This window comes from Lysinibacillus sphaericus, from assembly GCF_000600105.1.
Lineage (GTDB): Bacteria > Bacillota > Bacilli > Bacillales_A > Planococcaceae > Lysinibacillus > Lysinibacillus sphaericus.
In genome coordinates this window covers 115,510-135,136 of record NZ_CP006837.1, presented here as the reverse complement: position 1 = coordinate 135,136, position 19,627 = coordinate 115,510, and the positions used below count along the sequence as shown (strand labels likewise).

Here is a 19,627-nt window from a genome sequence, read left to right as displayed (position 1 = left end):
TGTTAGATTGACTACCATCAATCTAACACCTTTCTCTTTTATCCCAGTCTCTTTGTTATTTTTTAGCCTTTTAATAGCTTGAACAAAATATGATTGAAGTAAAGAGTGGCATCCTACTGTAAACTGCGTAGCCAGCAACAGTAATGACTGCATTTAAATTATAGTTGCATTTTCTTTAGTTCATTCGTCATGAAATATAAATAACCGTCCTTAATAAATAAATCCTTCGTGTCTTCCTTATTCAGCAGTTGTTCGCCACTTCCATCGGGGCGAATTTTCGTTAAATAAGCACCATGTGAATAATTACTAAAGTATAGCCATCCATCTGCATAAACGATATATTGTGCACGCGTTTTCGTGACACGCTGTGCTTTGCCTGTAGTCATATCAAGCACATATAATCTATTGTCATCAGAAATACTGCTATAGAATAGTTGATTTCCTACCTGTGCAGCAAAATCAATATCTTGATAATAGCTATAAGCGGTACTTGTTGCTTTCGGATAATCGTCTGCTATCCATGTGTGATCGCGTGCCATCGTGCGATCATCCACTAAAAAGTATTGATATCTTATAGCCCCTTTACGATCAGGCACCGGATCATTCCACGTTGTATCAAGATGATACCATTGACCGTCGAGTTTTACTAAATTCCAAGCATGGCCTTCTTGACCGACATAACCCACAATATATTTTGTCTCGAAACCAAGTTTTTGCAACATTGAGTGTGCTAATAACGCATAGCCCTGACAAACACCACCATGCTCGGCCAGCACCGTATAGGCACTATGTGGGCTTGACTTTGTTTGCTCAGTATAAGCTGTATTGGCTACTATATAATCATTTACTGCTTTAATCTTTTCTACATCGGTTTTCGCGTTTTTTGCAATCGTAGCAACGATCTCTTGCGCATTCATCTCTACATAAGCCGCTTGCTCCGGTGTCATTAAATAGCTTTGTTCTCCAAAAATCTTAGCAGTTTTTTTACCATATTCAAAGCGTATGGAATGCTTACTAATATGACCATAGATATAATCGTCTCGTTTAATGGCACTATCATAAGCCTCCTCCACAATTTTCTCGATTCGTTGCGTACTTCCTTTATATTGAATTTCAAAGCTAGGCGAAAAACTACTATAGTAGGCGTACATTGCATCCGCCATTTCCTTCGCATTAGTGACAACAAGCTTTGTTTCAGGCTGCTTTACAACTGGAGCAGTGACCGCTAGCTCTTGGTTCTTTACATCTTCAGGGTTGGCTGTTTGAATTGAGGCATCTTCTGAAAATTTGGTGGTAACATCAACAATTTTTTCTTTTGTTGCTAGTAGCATCGTTTCGATGTCATCATTATTTGCCCAAGTTACGACTTGCTTAACTGTCGCTTTACCCGCTGTATAGATTGGTTCCATAAAAACGATAAATATTACTATAATCGCTAGCTTCTTCCACAAAAATCTTCACCTCACACAGTTTCACTACTTTCATTATATACAAAAAAAGCACAAAGAACTCATTTAAGAGTCCTTTTGTGCTTATAAATAATATATGCATTCAACAGGTAATCTAGAAACGTCCTGTTGTTTCGTCCACTGCATACTAGTTCATTTTTTGCTTTTGTTCTTTACCGTTAACTTTATACACTAAATAACCGCTACCAATCATTAAATCCGTTACAGATTGTTTCACTACTACATTTGTTTTTAATGTTTTAAGATTTAGTTTTGTTAAGTAGCCGCTATTACTATAGTCGCTATAATAAAGATAATCGCCAGCGCCTGTAATGTACAGTGCACGAGTATCAATCACCTTCGTCTTCTTACCACTTACTAAGTCAAGTTTATACAACTTATCATTATCCGCTGTATTGCTGAAGTATAAAGTATTTTGGATTTGGTGTGCAAAATGTACATTTTGCATGAAATTATAGGTAGTACTTGTGGCCGCAGGATAATCTGTAGTAATCCAAGTATGGTCTTTGTTTAGTTGTGCATCGGTTACAAGGAAGTAATCATAGGAAGATGCCCCTATTCGATTTGGTAACGGATCATTCCAAGTTGTATCCAGATGATACCACTTGCCATCAAGCTTCACCATATTCCAGGCATGTGCTTCAGTGCCATTCACATAACCTACTACATATTTTGTTTCAATCCCTGCCTGCTCTAGCATTTTATAAGCTGATAACGCATAGCCCTGACATACAGCTTGTCCTTCGAATAGTAAAGCGTAAGCGCTATGGGGACTTGCTTTCGTTTTTGTACCATAAGTAGTATTTGACACAATATAATCATTAATAGCCTTTACTTTTTGAAACGGTGTCATAGAAGGCTTAATAATCGTCTTTAAAATGCTATCAATCTTCTTTTGTACAGCAGCTTCTTGTGTGGCATTTGTAAAGTATTTTACTTTATAGGTTACATTCCCGACAGAGTCAGCAGACATTGAAATGCTTTGAAGATGACCACTAGCATACGTAGCTTGTTGCTGCGCCTTTTCAAATGCCTCCATAAACTTGTCCATATCCGTCATTGAACCACTATATGTAACTTTAATTTCAGTCGCAAAATTATTAAGTTGCTTTGCTATTTCTTTTGTTAATTGATCAACAGTTGCTATCTTCGTACTAGCCATCGCATTGTATACAATCGGTGCAGGAGTGTTTAATGGTTGAGTCTGTGCACTTTGTGCATTGGCTACAGTTGGGCTTAACATCAACAATGTGGCACTGCTTAATAACCATTTTTTCAAGATAGATTCACCTTCTCTTATATAATATCTTTATATTAATTATAAAAGAAAATGCAACTTTAAATCTATCATACAAGTTCACTACATACGACTTTTTTCTACAATATTTCATTCCAATAATTAGGTTTTTACACCTACCTTTACTATAAATCTACTAAATTAAAGTAATTTTTTGCAAAATTCATCAATTCACTTCTTTTAGACTACTAAGACCTGTAAGACGACACAAGCCCCGCTACATCGACTTTTATTGAAAAACGAATTCATCGAGCCTTCAAGAGGCTTACCGTTGTCCAATGAAAAGTGAAGAAGCAGAGCTTGTCGATTTAACAATAATCCATTTTAATTTTATGCTTTTTATATTAGCCTTAACAATCAACGGCTTTTAACAACTAAATTAACCGCTTCTTGAATCAATTCATTCATTTTCTCGCCGTCACCTTCCGCATTTTGGACACATTCCAACAGATTCGTACTTACAATGACACCTACTGTACGATCTACTGCTGAACGCACTGCTGATAATTGCGTAATAACAGCCTTACAATCCTTTTCTTCTTCCATCATTTTTAAAATACCGCGTAGCTGACCTTCCATGCGCTTTACACGATTTTTTACTTGATCTGAATATTCCACATTCATTACCCCTTCTTTTTATACTCGCGACGTCCAGTTGAGTAATTATTATTCTTATCCTAGCACAAAATATAAGAAATAAACCTGCCACATCATTCTTGCTAAGGTTTTAAATATTTTATAAGCATTTTAGTCATTACAGTACCTGCATTTGTTAGTTCATCGTATTGCATAATTGAATTCTTTTTTATGCGTAGCTGACCAATTTCTACTTCGAAAATGGGACATTTTCTTCTTAGAGCGACGACAAGCATATTTGTATCGTAGTCAAAACGATCACCTTGCACTTTAATAAGCCATGGTAATTCATTGATTGCTATGTAACGCAAACCTGTTTGTGTATCCATCAGTTTTTTATGGAATAGTAATTCAAACAACAAACTAGTCGCTCGATTTCCCCAATAGGAAAAAAATGTACTATCCGAAGAATGAAAATTTCGTATGCCTAGCACAATACCTTCTGAAAAAACTTTTGTCATGTTCAATACTAGTTTGATATCTTGTAACGTATGTTGCCCATGTGCACCTACTGTTAATACACCATGAAACTTCACACGTTTAGACCATACATAGGAGAATGCAGTTTTTAATGCGCCTCCCTTTCCAATATTGTGTTCATGCTGAAGAACCTTGCAGCTATCTATTTTCTTTAACTCTTCAAAAATACTTGTATATTTTTGATCGCTACCGTCATTCACAATAATAACTTGGGAAATGGAGGTAGCTAATAATTGATGTACGAATGTTACAAATGATTGTTGCGGATTATATGTTGGAATAATTGCTGCAATGTTTTTCATCAATTAAACAATCCCCCCAATAACTATAAACAAACTCTTATATCAAATAGTAACATGGAATGTCGACAATTCAACCGATGATTTCATTGTAAAAACATCAATAACTTTAATATTTTCCCGATATATGAAAAAAGGCTGCTACCGTGAATTGGTTAAGAAGAGGTGAGTACAATCGTTATACAATATGAAATCCTACATGAACAATGTAAAAAGTTACACATATTATCGTTTACGCATTTAGCAGAAAGTCTAGAAGAAGCTAGCACTCATGCTATATCCCAACCTTCCATCTCCTTACATAAGTCACGCCTCGTTGTCGAGGAGATTGTTTATGACTTTTACGAGCTGGAAATGCACGCCAAACCTAAAATAAAAAATATGCGAACACTATTAAATAATCGTACGTTTATAGCAAAAATACATCCACGTCGCATTTATTTATTAATGGAACTTGTCCTAAAAATGACAAGTACTAGCAATAATGACATTGTTGAAGCAAAAGCCGCCAAAATTGTCCTCGATTATGTTAGTGATATCGTTGAATGGTTTATTCATCGTTATGATCGGAAACTTAAAATGTCCATGTCCTCGCGAAAAGGCGCTAAATTTGAAGATATTTTGCCGCCAATCGATACGAAGACGCTGGATCACTACTCTGTGAAGGACTATGAACATGCGGCTAATTGGTTTGAATTAGCTGCTAAAAAAGGCAATGCAAGTGCACAATACAATTTAGGCTTCCTTTATAATCATGGTCGTGGCGTCCAAAAAGATTATACAGCCGCCAAAACATGGTATGAGAAAGCAGCCGCACAACAAGATGCGAACGCACTTTATAGTCTCGGCGTGCTTTACCATTTAGGGCAAGGTGTTGTACAAAATTATGAAGAGGCTGCAAAATATTATAAATGTGCTGCAGATTTAGGAAATGCCGATGCACAGTACAATCTAGGTGTACTTTATAATCAGGGGCTGGGGCTTCCTGTTAATTTTACAGAGGCCGCAAAATGGTATATTTCAGCTGCCAATCAAGGTAACACTAGTGCACAAAATAATCTCGGCTTTCTTTACCATAATGGGACTGGTGTGCAACAAAGCTTTGAGGAAGCGATAGCCTATTTTGAAATGGCAGCACTTGCTGGAGATGCAAGCGCGCAATACAACCTTGGGTATATGTATCTTAAAGGTCGTGGTATCTCACAAAATATGGAGGAAGCTGCGAGATGGTTCCATTTAGCTGCTCTTCAAGACCATACCAATGCCGAATTTCAATTAGCGATGCTATACAATTCAGGATTAGGTATACAGCAGGATCACGTTGAAGCAATGAAATGGTTTAAACTTGCTGCTCATAACGGACATACCAATGCGCAATATTGCCTTGGTATCCTCTACCAAAAGGAGAAGGATAACACACGAGCAGAAAGTTGGTTACAACTTGCCGCTGACAGTGGTCATATTAGTGCTGGCTACGAGTTGGGGCTTCTTTATGTCTATCAACTTCAACAGCCCGATAAAGCATTACCCTATTTTAAGATGGCTGCTGACAAAGGCTATGCTGATGCTCAATTCGAGCTAGGGCTTCTTTATGCAAAAGGGACAGGTGTTACATTGAATTATACTGAAGCAGTGAGATGGTGGAGAGCTGCAACCGACCAATCCCATATTCAGGCGGAGTATCAGCTAGGATTATTATATGAACAAGGTTTAGGTGTTCCCCAAGACTTAGATGAGGCTCGACGTTGCTATAGGCTTGCCGCTCTTCAAGGGCATTCAGGTGCGCAATATCAACTTGGTAATTTATTTGATAAGGGGAAAGGTGTAAAGCAGGATTTTACAGAGGCTGCAAAATGGATTGAACAAGCGGCGAGTAAAGGACATGCTAAAGCTCAATTCCAGTTAGCCCAAATGCATAGTCATGGACAAGGTGTGCCTAAAGATTTTGCCAAAGCAGCACAACTTTATCGACTTGCTGCCAATAAGGGACATCAAAAAGCGCAATTTCAGCTTGGTATGCTTTATAAAAAAGGACAAGGCGTTGCTCAAGATTATAATGAGGCAACACGTTGGCTAAAAAAATCTTTAGAACATTTAACATAAGTGCTTCCTGAGACGAACTAGTGCGAGTCGTACTTGTAAAAAAGAGTACCTATAAAAAGAAATCCGTAAAATTAAAAATGGAGGCAAACTCAAATTTTATTGAATTTGCCTCCATGCTAACCGCGTTAGTTATTGACGCGGTTTTTATATTAGTTTTTCATTTCTTCTTTTTGATTAATCATAAATGTTACAACGATAAATAGCGCAAAACTAATTAATAAAGTTGTACCACCGACAATAAAGAAAACTAAAGTCAATGTATGATTAAAGTTGAATGGATTAATATTGTAGAACCACATTCCAAGTGTTAAGCCGAAGACGCCAATAATTGCCGTCCAGCCGTGTAATGTCACTAACTTTTGTGATTTTACTTTAAAGGCACGGTAGAAAATCCCCCATGCAAACATACTTAACCAACCAACAAGTAAAACGTGTGCGTGAATTGGTCGAAACTCATAACTTCCTGACCCTGACATATGCGAACCTAAATACGTACCCACCAATGCGAAAATCGCAGCGAGTCGAATAAGACGTATACTCCATTTTTGCTCCATACGATAACTCCTCCAAGTTTTAACTTACGTAGAAGTTTATCGTTTGAATATGAACTTTACATGAACTCCATATTACAATTTTGGTAGGTGTATACAAACACTTGTCCCTTCGTTCAACGCACTTTCCATTTGCACTTTACCACCGTGCAATTCAATAATTTGTTTAACAATTGCAAGACCGAGACCTGTCCCCTGTTTCGTTCTAGACTCGTCAGCTCTATAAAAACGGTCATATACCTTTTGCAATTGTTCTGTAGTCATACCAATGCCGCTATCCTTTACTAATACCTCTACAAAAGTGGTTTGTTCCTGAAGTTGGATATGAATGTCTCCACCATTAACATTATATTTAATGGCGTTTGTTAATAAATTATCCCAGACATTTTGCAATAGACTTGCATCGCCATTATAAATTACTGGCTCAATCTGATACGATAATTGCACATTCGCTTCCTCTAACTGCCAACGATATTTTCGCACTGTTTCCTTCAATTGCTCATCTAACGGATACGGTTCTCGCTTTAACATTCTGGTAGATTGATCGAGTGATGTCAGCAATAATAGTTGCTTTGTCAATGTCGATAATCGCTTTGTTTCTAGCTCTATAATCGTTGCGTATTCTTGCCGTTCAGGTTCTGCAAGCGTAGGATTTTTCAATAAATCGACATACCCTTGAATATTCAATAACGGGGATTGAAAGTCATGGGATACATTACTTATAAACTGTTTTCGCATTCTGTCATTTTCCTGTAGTTTTTCTGTCATGACATTAAAACTATCCGCCAGTTGTCCAATTTCATCTGCTCGGTCAATTTCAAGCAACGTATCAAACTTTTCATGGGCGAGTTGATGAGTTGCTTCGGTTAACTTTGTAATCGGACGAATAAGTGCCTTTGCAAATAATAACATGGCAAGTAAGCTCATCACCGCCATCCCAAGAATGAGACCACCTAATAACGTATGAGCCTCTGAGAACAAGAATCGAATATCTGGTCGAATAAACAATGCATATTGCTCGTTATGATACGTAAAGGGTACACCAATAGTATTTATTAACTCATTCGCAAAAAAGCCTGTCATAAAAGTCTCTTTTGGAAAATCCCGCATCCCATGATAGACTTCCCCATCTAATACTTGCTGGATAATATCAGTGGGCAATTTCTTATCTCGGTATTCGCCACCAAAAAAACGATGTTCCTCTCCAGTTGTAACATATATTTGATACCCAATATCGCCAAGCGTTGTTAAATAATTATCTAAATCCATTTCTTTCGCTGATTCAATATAGTCGGCAATATCTTGTGCAATCGCAACGTTTTTTGCATCATTTTTTTCTTTAGTCACTTGGTGATAATATGTATTCGTCATTAAAAATCCAATACATAAACTGCCAATCATAATGAGCATTGTCGTGATAACAAATTTACTATATAACGTCTTCATGGTGCACTTACCTCAAGCTTATAACCGACACCACGCACCGTTGTAATTTCGACATCTGTATTGTAACGATGCAATCGCTCGCGAATCCGCTTCACATGTGTATTTAATGTTTGTTCATCACCTTCATAGTCGTAACCCCATACTTGCTCCATAATAATGCTCCGTGTAAATACTTGATTTGGACGAGAGGCAAGTAGCGCTAACAGCTCAAACTCTTTTAAAGGTAACAGAAGCGTGTCACCACCAATTGTAACCTCAAAGCTACGGCGATCAATTTCAAGCTTACCCACCTGTATCGTTACTTGGTTTTTTTTATCAAGCCTACGCAAAATAGCCGCAATACGAAACAGTAATTCCTTTGGCTCGAACGGCTTAACGACATAGTCATCCGAACCTGCTAAAAAGCCTCGCTCCTTATCTTCAAGCTCTCCCTTAGCCGTTAATAACAGCACAGGGATATCATAATCCTTACTTAAAATTTCTGTTAGCGTAAAACCATCCATTCCGGGCATCATAACATCCACTACTGCCAAATCGGGAATATTTCCATCCAGCAATTGCAAAGCTTGTTCCCCATTCTCTGCCTGCATGACTTGATAGCCTTCGCGAGTTAAATAAATATTCACTAACTGTAAAATATGCACATCATCATCGACAACTAAAATTTTCATTCCCTCTTGCCTCCGTTCAATATACTAGCGCCCTCCACCCTAAATTATCAGAATTGTTTGGTTATTGTTTGGGTGACTGGCACTAAAAAGAAATTATAGAAATCAGCAGCAATATCAGTAGTGGTAAAACAATGACAATATAGCCTCTTGGATTTGCAAAATTCATTGTCCAGCCTACACCAAAACGTTTTTCTACAAAAACAGATGGGTCCTGACGATTCATATAAATAAGACCGCCTTTCCAGTAACGATCCTCATCAATATCCATTACCTCTGACACCACATTATCTTCATATTTCAACCGTAATTGTCGCTTTTTCCATGCATAAACTAGCACTGAACCTAAAATTAAAAATAGAAATGCAATAAAGAATGGTAATAGTTTATTGCCTTCAGCCATTGAAGGATAAATATTACTTAGCTGTAGTATGGTCAATAATGCGGTTAAACTATAGCTAATCAATGCTATATTCCAGCTCATAAACTTTCGTGTTTTTAATTCATTTTCTAATGACTCCTGCTGACGATTAATAGACATGCGAATAGCCGAACGCTTAAGTGAATCTGCAGTGCCCCACATCATACATTGCATCATCAACATAACTAGTGGTAATGAAATCGCAATAAAATAGGTTTTTTCTCGCCATGCATCCGCCGCTCCACTTGGTCCCCAATGCACCGCTACAGCATTTGGTATTTGACTATAATGTAATAATGTAAAAATAATAAGAAAAATCGTAACGCCTATAGGCACCACATAGAAGGGCCATGGAAGCATTTCATCACGACTACGAGCAGTTAAATCAACTGCTCGTACCTGTTTTATATTCATGCCCCATTGCTCGCGTATTTTTAACTTCATCACTTTCTGATGGTTTAACCAGTATAACACCATACTAATCGCCAGCATGCCAAATAAACAGCTTAGTAAAAGGATGCCTTGTGCACTTTCAGAAGGTGCAAGCGACCAGTTAAGCATTAGCATAAGTATTAAAATCAGCACGCCAAAAAGCCCTACTGTTTGCGCATATCGTTTTTTCGCAAGAGCTAATGCAGAATGCTTTATATTTTGCTCTGGTACAGTAACGCCAAATACAATAGTCTCACGTACAATGTAAGGGACAAAAACTTGCATAGCTAATGTCATCACATACATTATTGTAAAAATACCTAGTAGCATGCTACACCCCTTCTGCTGGCAGTTGCAAGTCAGCGAATACCTTTTTCATCATGTGCTCAATTTGATCCACTGTTGCACCGAGCACCATTCCTTCTGCCACAACAGGCTTTAAATTTTTTTCAATCTGCTGCAACTGTTCAGGCGTTAATGCACGCTCCTCCGTTGAACGAATAATTGCTCCTGATTTAGCACGAATCGTTATAATGCCCTTCGCCTCAAGTTCATGGTAACTCTTATTAACCGTATGCATATTGACACCTAAATCGGCTGCTAAACTTCGTACCGACGGCAATGTATCCCCCGGTCCCATGTCCCCTCTCGCAATACCCTCTATAATTTGCCGTGTAACCTGTTCATAGATAGGTACATTCGATAATGGCTCTATTTGAATAAACATCTAAATCAACTCCATATTTGTTATATAATAAGTATAACAAATAACCAATTTTATGCATAGAAAAAGGAGCTATTCTGTAAGGGCTTAAATTGTTTTGCAATGAACTTTCTTACAAGTACACTTTGCTTCTCATTATTTTTGTACAGATCGAAACTTTATTACTATCATCCCAAACATGCTTGCCGATTTTCTACCTTATTTGCAAGCGATTCTTAGGTTAAATAACAAAAAAGATGTCTCATGTACTTTTGAGACACCTTTTCTAATATTAATTCGTTCCTACTGCTAATTGTTCTTTTAAGCGTGCAACTGCTTCTTCTACTACTACTGCATGTCCTAATTCATTAAGTGATTCACCAATTCGTCTCACGGCTTGTTCAAGCATTGCGGGTGTTGTATTGCCCATATGCCCAATACGGAATGCTTTACCTGCTAAATGAGCCAAAGCCCCAGCAACAATTACACCTTTTTCAGCAAGCTTCGCACGGAACTTGGCATCCTCTACGCCCTCCGGATAGAGCATACAACTTAAAGTTGGAGCTGCTACTGTTTCGTCAGCTAGTGCTTTCATACCATACGTAGATAATGCTAAACGCATAGCGCGACCGTACGCTAGATGACGTGCCTCACGCTTAACAATACCTTCATCTAAAACCATCTTCATAGCAACATCATAAGCATAAATTAAATTTACAGGTGGTGTTGCAAAATATTTCCCTGGATCATTCATAACCGGAATCCAATTTTCTATATCACTATAGTATGCGGGTATCGTTCCTAGCGCTTCACGAGCCTTTAAGGCCGATTGATTAAAGGCGATAATGGCTAAACCTGGTGGTATCCCGATTGCTTTTTGTGAGCCAGTTAGTACAACATCTAATTTATAGTCAGGATGACCATATGTTTTATTCATATTTTCATCTAGCGCTGCTGTTGCGACAACACCATCTAAAATAATTAATGCCCCTGCACTTTTAATAATAGGTACCAATGCATCGAGATCCGAAGCGACGCCTGTAGATGTATCTGCATGTGTAATAGTGACTGCCTTATAATTAGCTTCAGCTAATTTTGCCTTTACTGTTGCTGGTTCAACTTGTTTTCCCCATTCTGCTTGTATCACGTCTACCTGAATACCATAAGCAGTTGCTAAAGGCGTAAAACGATCACCAAAATATCCGTGACTAATAACGAGTATTTTTTCTCCCTTACCCACAGTATTAACAATCGCCATTTCCATTGCTAGCGTTCCAGAACCTGCTAGTACAAACACTTCGCCATCCGTTTGGAATAGTTTTTTTGTTTGTGCTAATGCGTTTTTATAAATTGCCACAAAACGTGGATCTGTATGCCCACGGGTTTCGCTTGCCAAAGCATCATATATTTCCTCAACTACGGGTGTAGGACCAGGAATTAATAGTATTTCTTTATTAGTACTCATCTCTTTTCCCCCTCTAAATGATTTCTAAGTATAGAAAAATGCCTTACAAGCCCCCCATCAAAGCTTGTAAGACATCTTGCACCCCATTTTTAAATCTCAATACTTACGATTAATATAAGTAGACCCCTTTTATTAAACAGTGCTCATTTTTTGTAAGAAACGGAGGAACAGACTCCGTTCGTTACATTAGTTGGAATTAGTGAGCTGCATTCGAGTTCAGCCCACAGTGTTTAAGGAAAGTTAGATATGTTCGTTAGTAGATTTCTATCAATTAACTTAATTTTTCATAGCCTGGAAGTGTCAAGAATTCCACGAATTCATCTTGCTCAATTAAAGATTTAAACAGTTCAGCAGCTTCAGCATAGCGACCACTGTTATAGGCTTGTTCCCCAACAGCCTCTTTAATTTTCACAAGCTCTTCTTCCAATATTTCCAGCACAAATGCTAATGTAATACCACGCCCATCATCTAAAATACCCTTTGGATGACGAATCCATTGCCATACTTGTGTACGGGAGATTTCTGCAGTTGCAGCATCTTCCATCAAGTTGTTAATTGGTGCAGCTCCGTTGCCTCGTAACCAAGAAGCAATGTACTGAACTCCTACGCTACAGTTAATACGAAGACCTTCAAGGGTAATTGTCCCTTCTGGAACAGCTACTAAATCTTCAGCCTTTACATTCACATCTTCGCGTTTTTTATGGATTTGGTTTGGTGTTTTCATAATCGCATCAAACTGCTCCATAGCTGTTGCCACCATACCAGGGTGTGCTACCCAAGTTCCATCATGACCATCCGTTGCTTCACGACGTTTATCTTCCGCAACCTTTGCAAATGCTACTGCATTCGCCTCATCATCGCCTTTAACAGGTATTTGTGCAGCCATACCACCCATAGCAGGTGCGTTGCGCTTATGACATGTTTGGATACATAAAGACGTGTAAGCCTTCATAAATGGAACTGTCATTGTTACTTGACCACGATCAGGTAAAATCACATCAGGTTGATTGCGCAGTCGTTTAATGTAGCTGAAAATATAATCCCAACGACCACAATTTAGACCTGCTGAATGATCGCGAAGCTCGTATAAAATTTCATCCATTTCAAATGCAGCTAATATTGTTTCAATTAAAACTGTCGCTCTAATTGTACCTTGTGGAATACCAATATAATCTTGTGCAAAGATAAAGACATCATTCCACAAGCGAGCCTCTAAATGACTTTCTAACTTCGGTAGATAGAAGTATGGGCCCGTGCCTTTTGCCAATGCATTTTTAGCATTGTGGAATAAATAAAGACCAAAATCGAAGAAACTACCTGAAACTGGCTCACCATCTACCAACACATGTTTTTCAAGTAAATGAAGACCACGTGGACGTACTAGTAATACCGCTGTTTCTTTATTTAATTTATACGTTTTACCGTTTGACGCTTGAGTAAATTCAATCGTCTTATTAATGGCATCACGCATATTAATTTGACCAGAAATCATGTTTTCCCAAGTAGGAGCTGAAGCATCCTCAAAGCAAGCCATGAACATTTTCGCACCAGAATTTAATGCGTTAATAACCATTTTGCGGTCTACTGGTCCAGTAATTTCTACGCGTCGATCTTGTAAATCTGCAGGCAGTGGCGCAATTGTCCAATCTCCCTCACGAATATGCTTTGTTTCTGGTAGGAAGTCGAGTTTCTCACCAGCATCTAGACGCTTCTGACGATCTTGACGAGCCTCTAAAAGCTCTTTACGACGAGCATCGAATTTTTCATGCAGGGCAAGAACAAACTCAAGGGCCTCCGGTGTTAAAACTTCTTTTGTTTGCTCGTTTTGTTGTCCAACAATTTTAAGCTTACCTGTAGTTGCCTGTTCCATTAGTAGTTCCCCCACCTCTCGTGATTTAAGTTTCCCCCGCTTAGGAGGTGCGAGGGAAACTTATCTATGATTATGAATTTAGGAATTAACGTAATCGAATTAAACGAATTGTTCTGTTTCTGTAGAACCAGCCATCGCTGTTGTTGAAGAAGTACCACCAGAAATAACTTGTGACACATCATCGAAGTAACCTGTACCTACTTCGCGTTGGTGACGAGTAGCTGTATAGCCTTTAGATTCAGAAGCAAACTCAGCTTGTTGAAGTTTAGAGTATGCAGCCATGCCGTTATCTTTATAGTCATGAGCTAACTCAAACATAGAGTGGTTTAATGCATGGAAGCCAGCTAATGTTACGAATTGGAATTTGTAACCCAATTTACCTAACTCACGTTGATATTCTGCAATCTCTTCTTCTGAAAGGTTTGCTTTCCAGTTAAATGAAGGTGAACAGTTGTAAGCAAGCATTTTACCAGGGAATTCAGCATGAATCGCCGCTGCGAACTCACGAGCTTCTTCAAGTGACGGCTTAGACGTTTCACACCAGATTAAATCTGCATATGGTGCGTAAGCTAGACCACGAGCAATCGCTTGTTTAATACCTGGTGTTGTACGGAAGAAGCCTTCTGGTGTACGTTCGCCAGTAATAAATTCAGCATCACGTGGGTCAATATCAGAAGTTACCATATCTGCAGCATCAGCATCTGTACGTGCGATTAAGATTGTATCTACGCCCATTACATCTGTTGCAAGACGAGCAGCAATTAAGTTACGAACTGCGTTTTGTGTAGGAAGTAATACTTTACCACCTAAGTGTCCACATTTTTTCTCAGAAGCTAATTGGTCTTCTAAATGCACACCAGCAGCTCCTGCTTCAATCATTCCTTTAACAAGTTCGAATACGTTTAAAGGACCACCGAAGCCAGCTTCAGCATCAGCTACGATTGGTGCAAACCAATCGAAATCGTCTACACGACCTTCAGCATGGTCGATTTGATCAGCGCGTTGTAGCGCTTGGTTGATACGTTTTACTACAGCTGGTACAGAGTTAGCTGGGTATAAAGATTGGTCAGGGTACATTTGACCTGAAAGGTTAGCATCAGCAGCTACTTGCCAGCCAGATAAGTAGATTGCTTTTAATCCTGCTTTTACTTGTTGAACCGCTTGATTACCAGTTAATGCACCTAATGCATTAATAAACGGTTCTTCGTGTAATGATTTCCAAAGTCGTTTAGCGCCTTTTGTTGCTAAAGTCTGTTCAATTACAACAGAACCTTGTAATTTAACTACCTCTTCAGCCGTATAAGCGCGTTCAATACCAGCCCAACGTGGGTTTTCTGCCCATTGTTTTTCTAAAGCTTGAATTTTTTCTTGACGTGTTGACATATTGAAATTCCACCTTCCCCTTTGTGTAAAATATACTCTGTTAAAAAACTTTTTAATTTCTGTTCCATAACAGGTTTATTTGTTGTAAATTAATATATAACAGTACATCTGAATTTTCACTATTTTTTGATAAAAGACCAAATTTTGATGATGAAACCGCTTTTTTAAGCGACAAAATTTGGTAAACTGTTTACAAACAAGGGGGCTATTCACAATGAAAAATGAAATCAATGCTGTACAAAAAAGTATTGCACAACAATTTATTACGATGTTACAAGACTGGATTCCACCCAACTCGTCCATCGCCATTGCTGTAGAGAACTCCTATATTTACTTTAACTCTGGATATCATGGTATTCATTTAGAAATAGGACGGCAAGTTGAACCAGGCAGTATTGCAGAGCAAGTATTGCGTACAAATAAACGTACAGACGCAATATTAGATAATACTCTATTTGGTACACCCTATTATGGTATTGGCTACCCAGTACATATTCAGGATACGCCAGCAGCATTAGTAGTTGTTTTACCTTCAACTTTTACTGCACAGAAATTGGAGCCTTATCAATTTTTAACAGGGAAACAGGAAGAAGAATGGACCCCTGTAGTAATCGATAAAATTTCTTATATTGAGAGCCTTCAGAAAAAAACTTGGTTTTATGTAGAAAAGGAACAATTTAAAACAAGTATTACACTTAAAGAATTACAAATGCGTTTACCTCCGTTTTTTATACGCATTCATAGATCCTATATAGTGAATATTCATTTCATAAAAAAAATGGCGCGTGATCTTACTTCGAATTTCATTGTTACTTTAAAAGATGGTACAGAATTACCTGTCAGCCAATCCTATCTTAATAACCTACGTAATGCGCTAGAATTTTAACAAAATAAAAACAGCTGCCTTCTGCAGCTGTTCAAATATTGACACAAAAAAACCTGAGAATAAATTCTCAGGTTTTTATTTGCCTAGCGACGTCCTACTCTCACAGGGGGAAGCCCCCAACTACCATCGGCGCTAAAGAGCTTAACTTCCGTGTTCGGTATGGGAACGGGTGTGACCTCTTTGCCATCATCACTAGACTATTTACGGCTTTCAATATACATCGTATTTCTTTGTCAGCTTCATTCGTTCAGTCAGTCACGTACAGACGTACGCTCCTTCCTTCTCTCAATCGCTTCCGCGAACTACTCGTATCTTGAAACCCTTTTATGAAAGATTGTTCTTTCAAAAACTGGATAAACGGTTCATTGAATGTTTCAAACTTTTTTGGTTAAGTCCTCGATCGATTAGTATTCGTCAGCTCCATGTGTCACCACACTTCCACCTCGAACCTATCTACCTCATCGTCTTTGAGGGATCTTACTTACTTGCGTAATGGGAAATCTCATCTTGAGGGGGGCTTCATGCTTAGATGCTTTCAGCACTTATCCCGTCCACACATAGCTACCCAGCGATGCCTTTGGCAAGACAACTGGTACACCAGCGGTGTGTCCATCCCGGTCCTCTCGTACTAAGGACAGCTCCTCTCAAATTTCCTACGCCCACGACGGATAGGGACCGAACTGTCTCACGACGTTCTGAACCCAGCTCGCGTACCGCTTTAATGGGCGAACAGCCCAACCCTTGGGACCGACTACAGCCCCAGGATGCGATGAGCCGACATCGAGGTGCCAAACCTCCCCGTCGATGTGGACTCTTGGGGGAGATAAGCCTGTTATCCCCGGGGTAGCTTTTATCCGTTGAGCGATGGCCCTTCCATGCGGAACCACCGGATCACTAAGCCCGTCTTTCGACCCTGCTCGACTTGTAGGTCTCGCAGTCAAGCTCCCTTGTGCCTTTACACTCTACGAATGATTTCCAACCATTCTGAGGGAACCTTTGGGCGCCTCCGTTACCTTTTAGGAGGCGACCGCCCCAGTCAAACTGTCCGCCTGACACTGTCTCCTGCCCCGCTAAGGGGCATGGGTTAGAATTTCAATACAACCAGGGTAGTATCCCACCGACGCCTCCTTCGAAGCTGGCGCTCCGAGATCTCTGGCTCCTACCTATCCTGTACAAGTTGTACCAAAATTCAATATCAGGCTACAGTAAAGCTCCACGGGGTCTTTCCGTCCTGTCGCGGGTAACCTGCATCTTCACAGGTACTATAATTTCACCGAGTCTCTCGTTGAGACAGTGCCCAGATCGTTACGCCTTTCGTGCGGGTCGGAACTTACCCGACAAGGAATTTCGCTACCTTAGGACCGTTATAGTTACGGCCGCCGTTTACTGGGGCTTCAATTCGCAGCTTCGCTTGCGCTAACCACTCCTCTTAACCTTCCAGCACCGGGCAGGCGTCAGCCCCTATACGTCACCTTACGGTTTTGCAGAGACCTGTGTTTTTGCTAAACAGTCGCCTGGGCCTATTCACTGCGGCTCTCATGCGCTTGCACGCTCAAGAGCACCCCTTCTCCCGAAGTTACGGGGTCATTTTGCCGAGTTCCTTAACGAGAGTTCTCTCGCACACCTTAGGATTCTCTCCTCGACTACCTGTGTCGGTTTGCGGTACGGGCACCTCTCACCTCGATAGAGGCTTTTCTTGGCAGTGTGAAATCAGGAACTTCGTCCATACGGACTCGCCATCACAGCTCAACGTTACAGTGTGCGGATTTGCCTACACACACGCCTTACTGCTTGGACGCGCACAACCAACGGCGCGCTTACCCTATCCTACTGCGTCCCCCCATTTCTCAAACGGTGAGGAGGTGGTACAGGAATATCAACCTGTTGTCCATCGCCTACGCCTATCGGCCTCGGCTTAGGTCCCGACTAACCCTGAGCGGACGAGCCTTCCTCAGGAAACCTTAGTCATACGGTGGACGGGATTCTCACCCGTCTTTCGCTACTCATACCGGCATTCTCACTTCTAAGCGCTCCACCAGTCCTTCCGGTCTGACTTCAACGCACTTAGAACGCTCTCCTACCACTGACATCGTAGATGTCAATCCACAGCTTCGGTGAATCGTTTAGCCCCGATACATTTTCGGCGCAGCGTCACTCGACCAGTGAGCTATTACGCACTCTTTAAATGATGGCTGCTTCTAAGCCAACATCCTGGTTGTCTGTGCAACGCCACATCCTTTTCCACTTAACGATTACTTTGGGACCTTAGCTGGTGGTCTGGGCTGTTTCCCTTTTGACTACGGATCTTATCACTCGCAGTCTGACTCCCGTGTATAAATATCTGGCATTCGGAGTTTGTCTGAATTCGGTAAACCGGGATGGCCCCCTAGTCCAAACAGTGCTCTACCTCCAGTATTCTCATCACGAGGCTAGCCCTAAAGCTATTTCGGAGAGAACCAGCTATCTCCAAGTTCGATTGGAATTTCTCCGCTACCCACACCTCATCCCCGCACTTTTCAACGTGCGTGGGTTCGGGCCTCCAGTAAGTGTTACCTCACCTTCACCCTGGACATGGGTAGATCACCTGGTTTCGGGTCTACGACCACGTACTAATTCGCCCTATTCAGACTCGCTTTCGCTGCGGCTCCGCCTTCTAAAGCTTAACCTCGCACGTAATCGTAACTCGCCGGTTCATTCTACAAAAGGCACGCTATCACCCATTAACGGGCTCTAACTACTTGTAGGCACACGGTTTCAGGATCTCTTTCACTCCCCTTCCGGGGTGCTTTTCACCTTTCCCTCACGGTACTGGTTCACTATCGGTCACTAGGTAGTATTTAGCCTTGGGAGATGGTCCTCCCGGATTCCGACGGAATTTCACGTGTTCCGCCGTACTCAGGATCCACTCTGGAGGGAACGAACTTTCGACTACAGGGCTTTTACCTGCTCTGGCGGACCTTTCCAAGTCGCTTCATCTAACTCATTCCTTTGTAACTCCGTATAGAGTGTCCTACAACCCCAAGAGGCAAGCCTCTTGGTTTGGGCTCTTCCCGTTTCGCTCGCCGCTACTCAGGGAATCGATTTTTCTTTCTCTTCCTCCAGGTACTTAGATGTTTCAGTTCCCTGGGTCTGCCTTCAAGACGCTATGTATTCACGTCAAGATACTACGCGATTAAACGTAGTGGGTTCCCCCATTCGGAAATCTCCGGATCAAAGCTCACTTACAGCTCCCCGAAGCATATCGGTGTTAGTGCCGTCCTTCTTCGGCTCCTAGTGCCAAGGCATTCGCCGTGCGCCCTTAATAACTTAACCTATCGGCTTCCAATCCACTGCGCATTTCGTTGTCAGCTTCTCTCGTTCAATCAGTCACGTACGTAAGTACGCTCCTTCATTCACTCGTTCGCTTCCTAGAACTGCTTGTGTCTTGAAACCCTATTTCGTTATTAAGCCTATAAAAAACTTAAAAAAATAAATGTGTTTGTTACAATTTCAATGTCGTTTTATCCAGTTTTCAAAGA

At 40.4% G+C, this 19,627-nt stretch carries 14 protein-coding genes and 2 rRNA genes; 2 read left to right on the top strand and 14 right to left on the bottom strand.

Features of this window, described 5'->3' with window-relative positions:
• Positions 1 to 158: 158 nt before the first annotated feature.
• The 4 genes from T479_RS00595 to T479_RS00580 all read right to left on the bottom strand — a co-directional run bounded on the left by T479_RS00595 (position 159) and on the right by T479_RS00580 (position 4,184).
• A complete protein-coding gene (locus T479_RS00595; protein ID WP_025218347.1) occupies positions 159 to 1,451 on the bottom strand; it encodes a transglutaminase domain-containing protein in 1,293 nt (430 codons plus the stop codon).
• Positions 1,452 to 1,596: 145 nt separating this feature from the next.
• Positions 1,597 to 2,748 (bottom strand): transglutaminase domain-containing protein, encoded by a 1,152-nt coding sequence (locus tag T479_RS00590; RefSeq protein ID WP_025218346.1) that lies wholly within the window; start codon positions 2,746 to 2,748, stop codon positions 1,597 to 1,599.
• A gap of 375 nt (positions 2,749 to 3,123) precedes the next feature.
• Positions 3,124 to 3,384, bottom strand: a complete 261-nt coding sequence (locus tag T479_RS00585; RefSeq protein WP_024360805.1) for a metal-sensitive transcriptional regulator — start codon at positions 3,382 to 3,384, stop codon at positions 3,124 to 3,126.
• 101 nt (positions 3,385 to 3,485) lie between these two features.
• On the bottom strand, positions 3,486 to 4,184 hold the full coding sequence (locus T479_RS00580) for a glycosyltransferase family 2 protein (protein ID WP_029747046.1): 699 nt from the start codon (positions 4,182 to 4,184) through the stop codon (positions 3,486 to 3,488).
• A 162-nt stretch (positions 4,185 to 4,346) separates the two neighbouring features.
• Here T479_RS00580 and T479_RS00575 point away from each other — a divergent pair, with 162 nt between their 5' ends.
• On the top strand, positions 4,347 to 6,284 hold the full coding sequence (locus T479_RS00575; protein WP_227665393.1) for an SEL1-like repeat protein: 1,938 nt from the start codon (positions 4,347 to 4,349) through the stop codon (positions 6,282 to 6,284).
• Positions 6,285 to 6,433: 149 nt separating this feature from the next.
• On the opposite strand, the gene T479_RS00570 is transcribed toward T479_RS00575, so the two are convergent.
• The 8 genes from T479_RS00570 to aceA all read right to left on the bottom strand — a co-directional run bounded on the left by T479_RS00570 (position 6,434) and on the right by aceA (position 15,223).
• Positions 6,434 to 6,838 carry a hypothetical protein gene (locus tag T479_RS00570; protein ID WP_024360807.1) on the bottom strand — a complete coding sequence of 135 codons (405 nt, stop codon included), beginning with the start codon at positions 6,836 to 6,838 and terminating at the stop codon, positions 6,434 to 6,436.
• A 72-nt stretch (positions 6,839 to 6,910) separates the two neighbouring features.
• A complete protein-coding gene (locus T479_RS00565) occupies positions 6,911 to 8,281 on the bottom strand; it encodes a HAMP domain-containing sensor histidine kinase (protein WP_024360808.1) in 1,371 nt (456 codons plus the stop codon).
• Positions 8,278 to 8,952, bottom strand: coding sequence for a response regulator transcription factor (locus T479_RS00560; protein WP_025218344.1), 675 nt, complete (start codon positions 8,950 to 8,952; stop codon positions 8,278 to 8,280). Before T479_RS00560 ends, T479_RS00565 begins: the two co-directional genes overlap by 4 nt.
• Positions 8,953 to 9,034: 82 nt before the next feature.
• Positions 9,035 to 10,132 (bottom strand): DUF1648 domain-containing protein, encoded by a 1,098-nt coding sequence (locus T479_RS00555; RefSeq protein WP_024360810.1) that lies wholly within the window; start codon positions 10,130 to 10,132, stop codon positions 9,035 to 9,037.
• Position 10,133: 1 nt separating this feature from the next.
• Positions 10,134 to 10,529 (bottom strand): GntR family transcriptional regulator, encoded by a 396-nt coding sequence (locus tag T479_RS00550; protein ID WP_024360811.1) that lies wholly within the window; start codon positions 10,527 to 10,529, stop codon positions 10,134 to 10,136.
• A 268-nt stretch (positions 10,530 to 10,797) separates the two neighbouring features.
• On the bottom strand, positions 10,798 to 11,970 hold the full coding sequence (locus tag T479_RS00545; RefSeq protein ID WP_025218343.1) for a pyridoxal-phosphate-dependent aminotransferase family protein: 1,173 nt from the start codon (positions 11,968 to 11,970) through the stop codon (positions 10,798 to 10,800).
• Between the two features lie 271 nt (positions 11,971 to 12,241).
• On the bottom strand, positions 12,242 to 13,840 hold the full coding sequence (gene aceB, locus T479_RS00540; protein ID WP_025218342.1) for a malate synthase A: 1,599 nt from the start codon (positions 13,838 to 13,840) through the stop codon (positions 12,242 to 12,244).
• A 99-nt stretch (positions 13,841 to 13,939) separates the two neighbouring features.
• Complete coding sequence (gene aceA, locus T479_RS00535; RefSeq protein WP_025218341.1) at positions 13,940 to 15,223, bottom strand: isocitrate lyase; 1,284 nt, start codon at positions 15,221 to 15,223, stop codon at positions 13,940 to 13,942.
• A 214-nt stretch (positions 15,224 to 15,437) separates the two neighbouring features.
• Here aceA and T479_RS00530 point away from each other — a divergent pair, with 214 nt between their 5' ends.
• Entirely contained in the window at positions 15,438 to 16,109 is a 672-nt protein-coding gene (locus T479_RS00530; protein ID WP_024360815.1) for a LytR/AlgR family response regulator transcription factor, read from the top strand.
• Positions 16,110 to 16,190: 81 nt separating this feature from the next.
• On the opposite strand, the gene rrf is transcribed toward T479_RS00530, so the two are convergent.
• Positions 16,191 to 16,306 (bottom strand): 5S ribosomal RNA (gene rrf / locus T479_RS00525).
• A 187-nt stretch (positions 16,307 to 16,493) separates the two neighbouring features.
• Positions 16,494 to 19,421: ribosomal RNA gene (locus T479_RS00520) — 23S ribosomal RNA — on the bottom strand.
• Positions 19,422 to 19,627 lie beyond the last annotated feature (206 nt).

Coding starts and splice junctions, on each gene's coding strand:
- T479_RS00545 (WP_025218343.1), bottom strand. CDS start 11,970: ATGAGTACTAATAAAGAAATACTATTAATTCCTGGTCCTACACCCGTA.
- aceB (WP_025218342.1), bottom strand. CDS start 13,840: ATGGAACAGGCAACTACAGGTAAGCTTAAAATTGTTGGACAACAAAAC.
- T479_RS00550 (WP_024360811.1), bottom strand. CDS start 10,529: ATGTTTATTCAAATAGAGCCATTATCGAATGTACCTATCTATGAACAG.
- aceA (WP_025218341.1), bottom strand. CDS start 15,223: ATGTCAACACGTCAAGAAAAAATTCAAGCTTTAGAAAAACAATGGGCA.
- T479_RS00565 (WP_024360808.1), bottom strand. CDS start 8,281: ATGAAGACGTTATATAGTAAATTTGTTATCACGACAATGCTCATTATG.
- T479_RS00560 (WP_025218344.1), bottom strand. CDS start 8,952: ATGAAAATTTTAGTTGTCGATGATGATGTGCATATTTTACAGTTAGTG.
- T479_RS00570 (WP_024360807.1), bottom strand. CDS start 6,838: ATGGAGCAAAAATGGAGTATACGTCTTATTCGACTCGCTGCGATTTTC.
- T479_RS00580 (WP_029747046.1), bottom strand. CDS start 4,184: ATGAAAAACATTGCAGCAATTATTCCAACATATAATCCGCAACAATCA.
- T479_RS00555 (WP_024360810.1), bottom strand. CDS start 10,132: ATGCTACTAGGTATTTTTACAATAATGTATGTGATGACATTAGCTATG.
- T479_RS00530 (WP_024360815.1), top strand. CDS start 15,438: ATGAAAAATGAAATCAATGCTGTACAAAAAAGTATTGCACAACAATTT.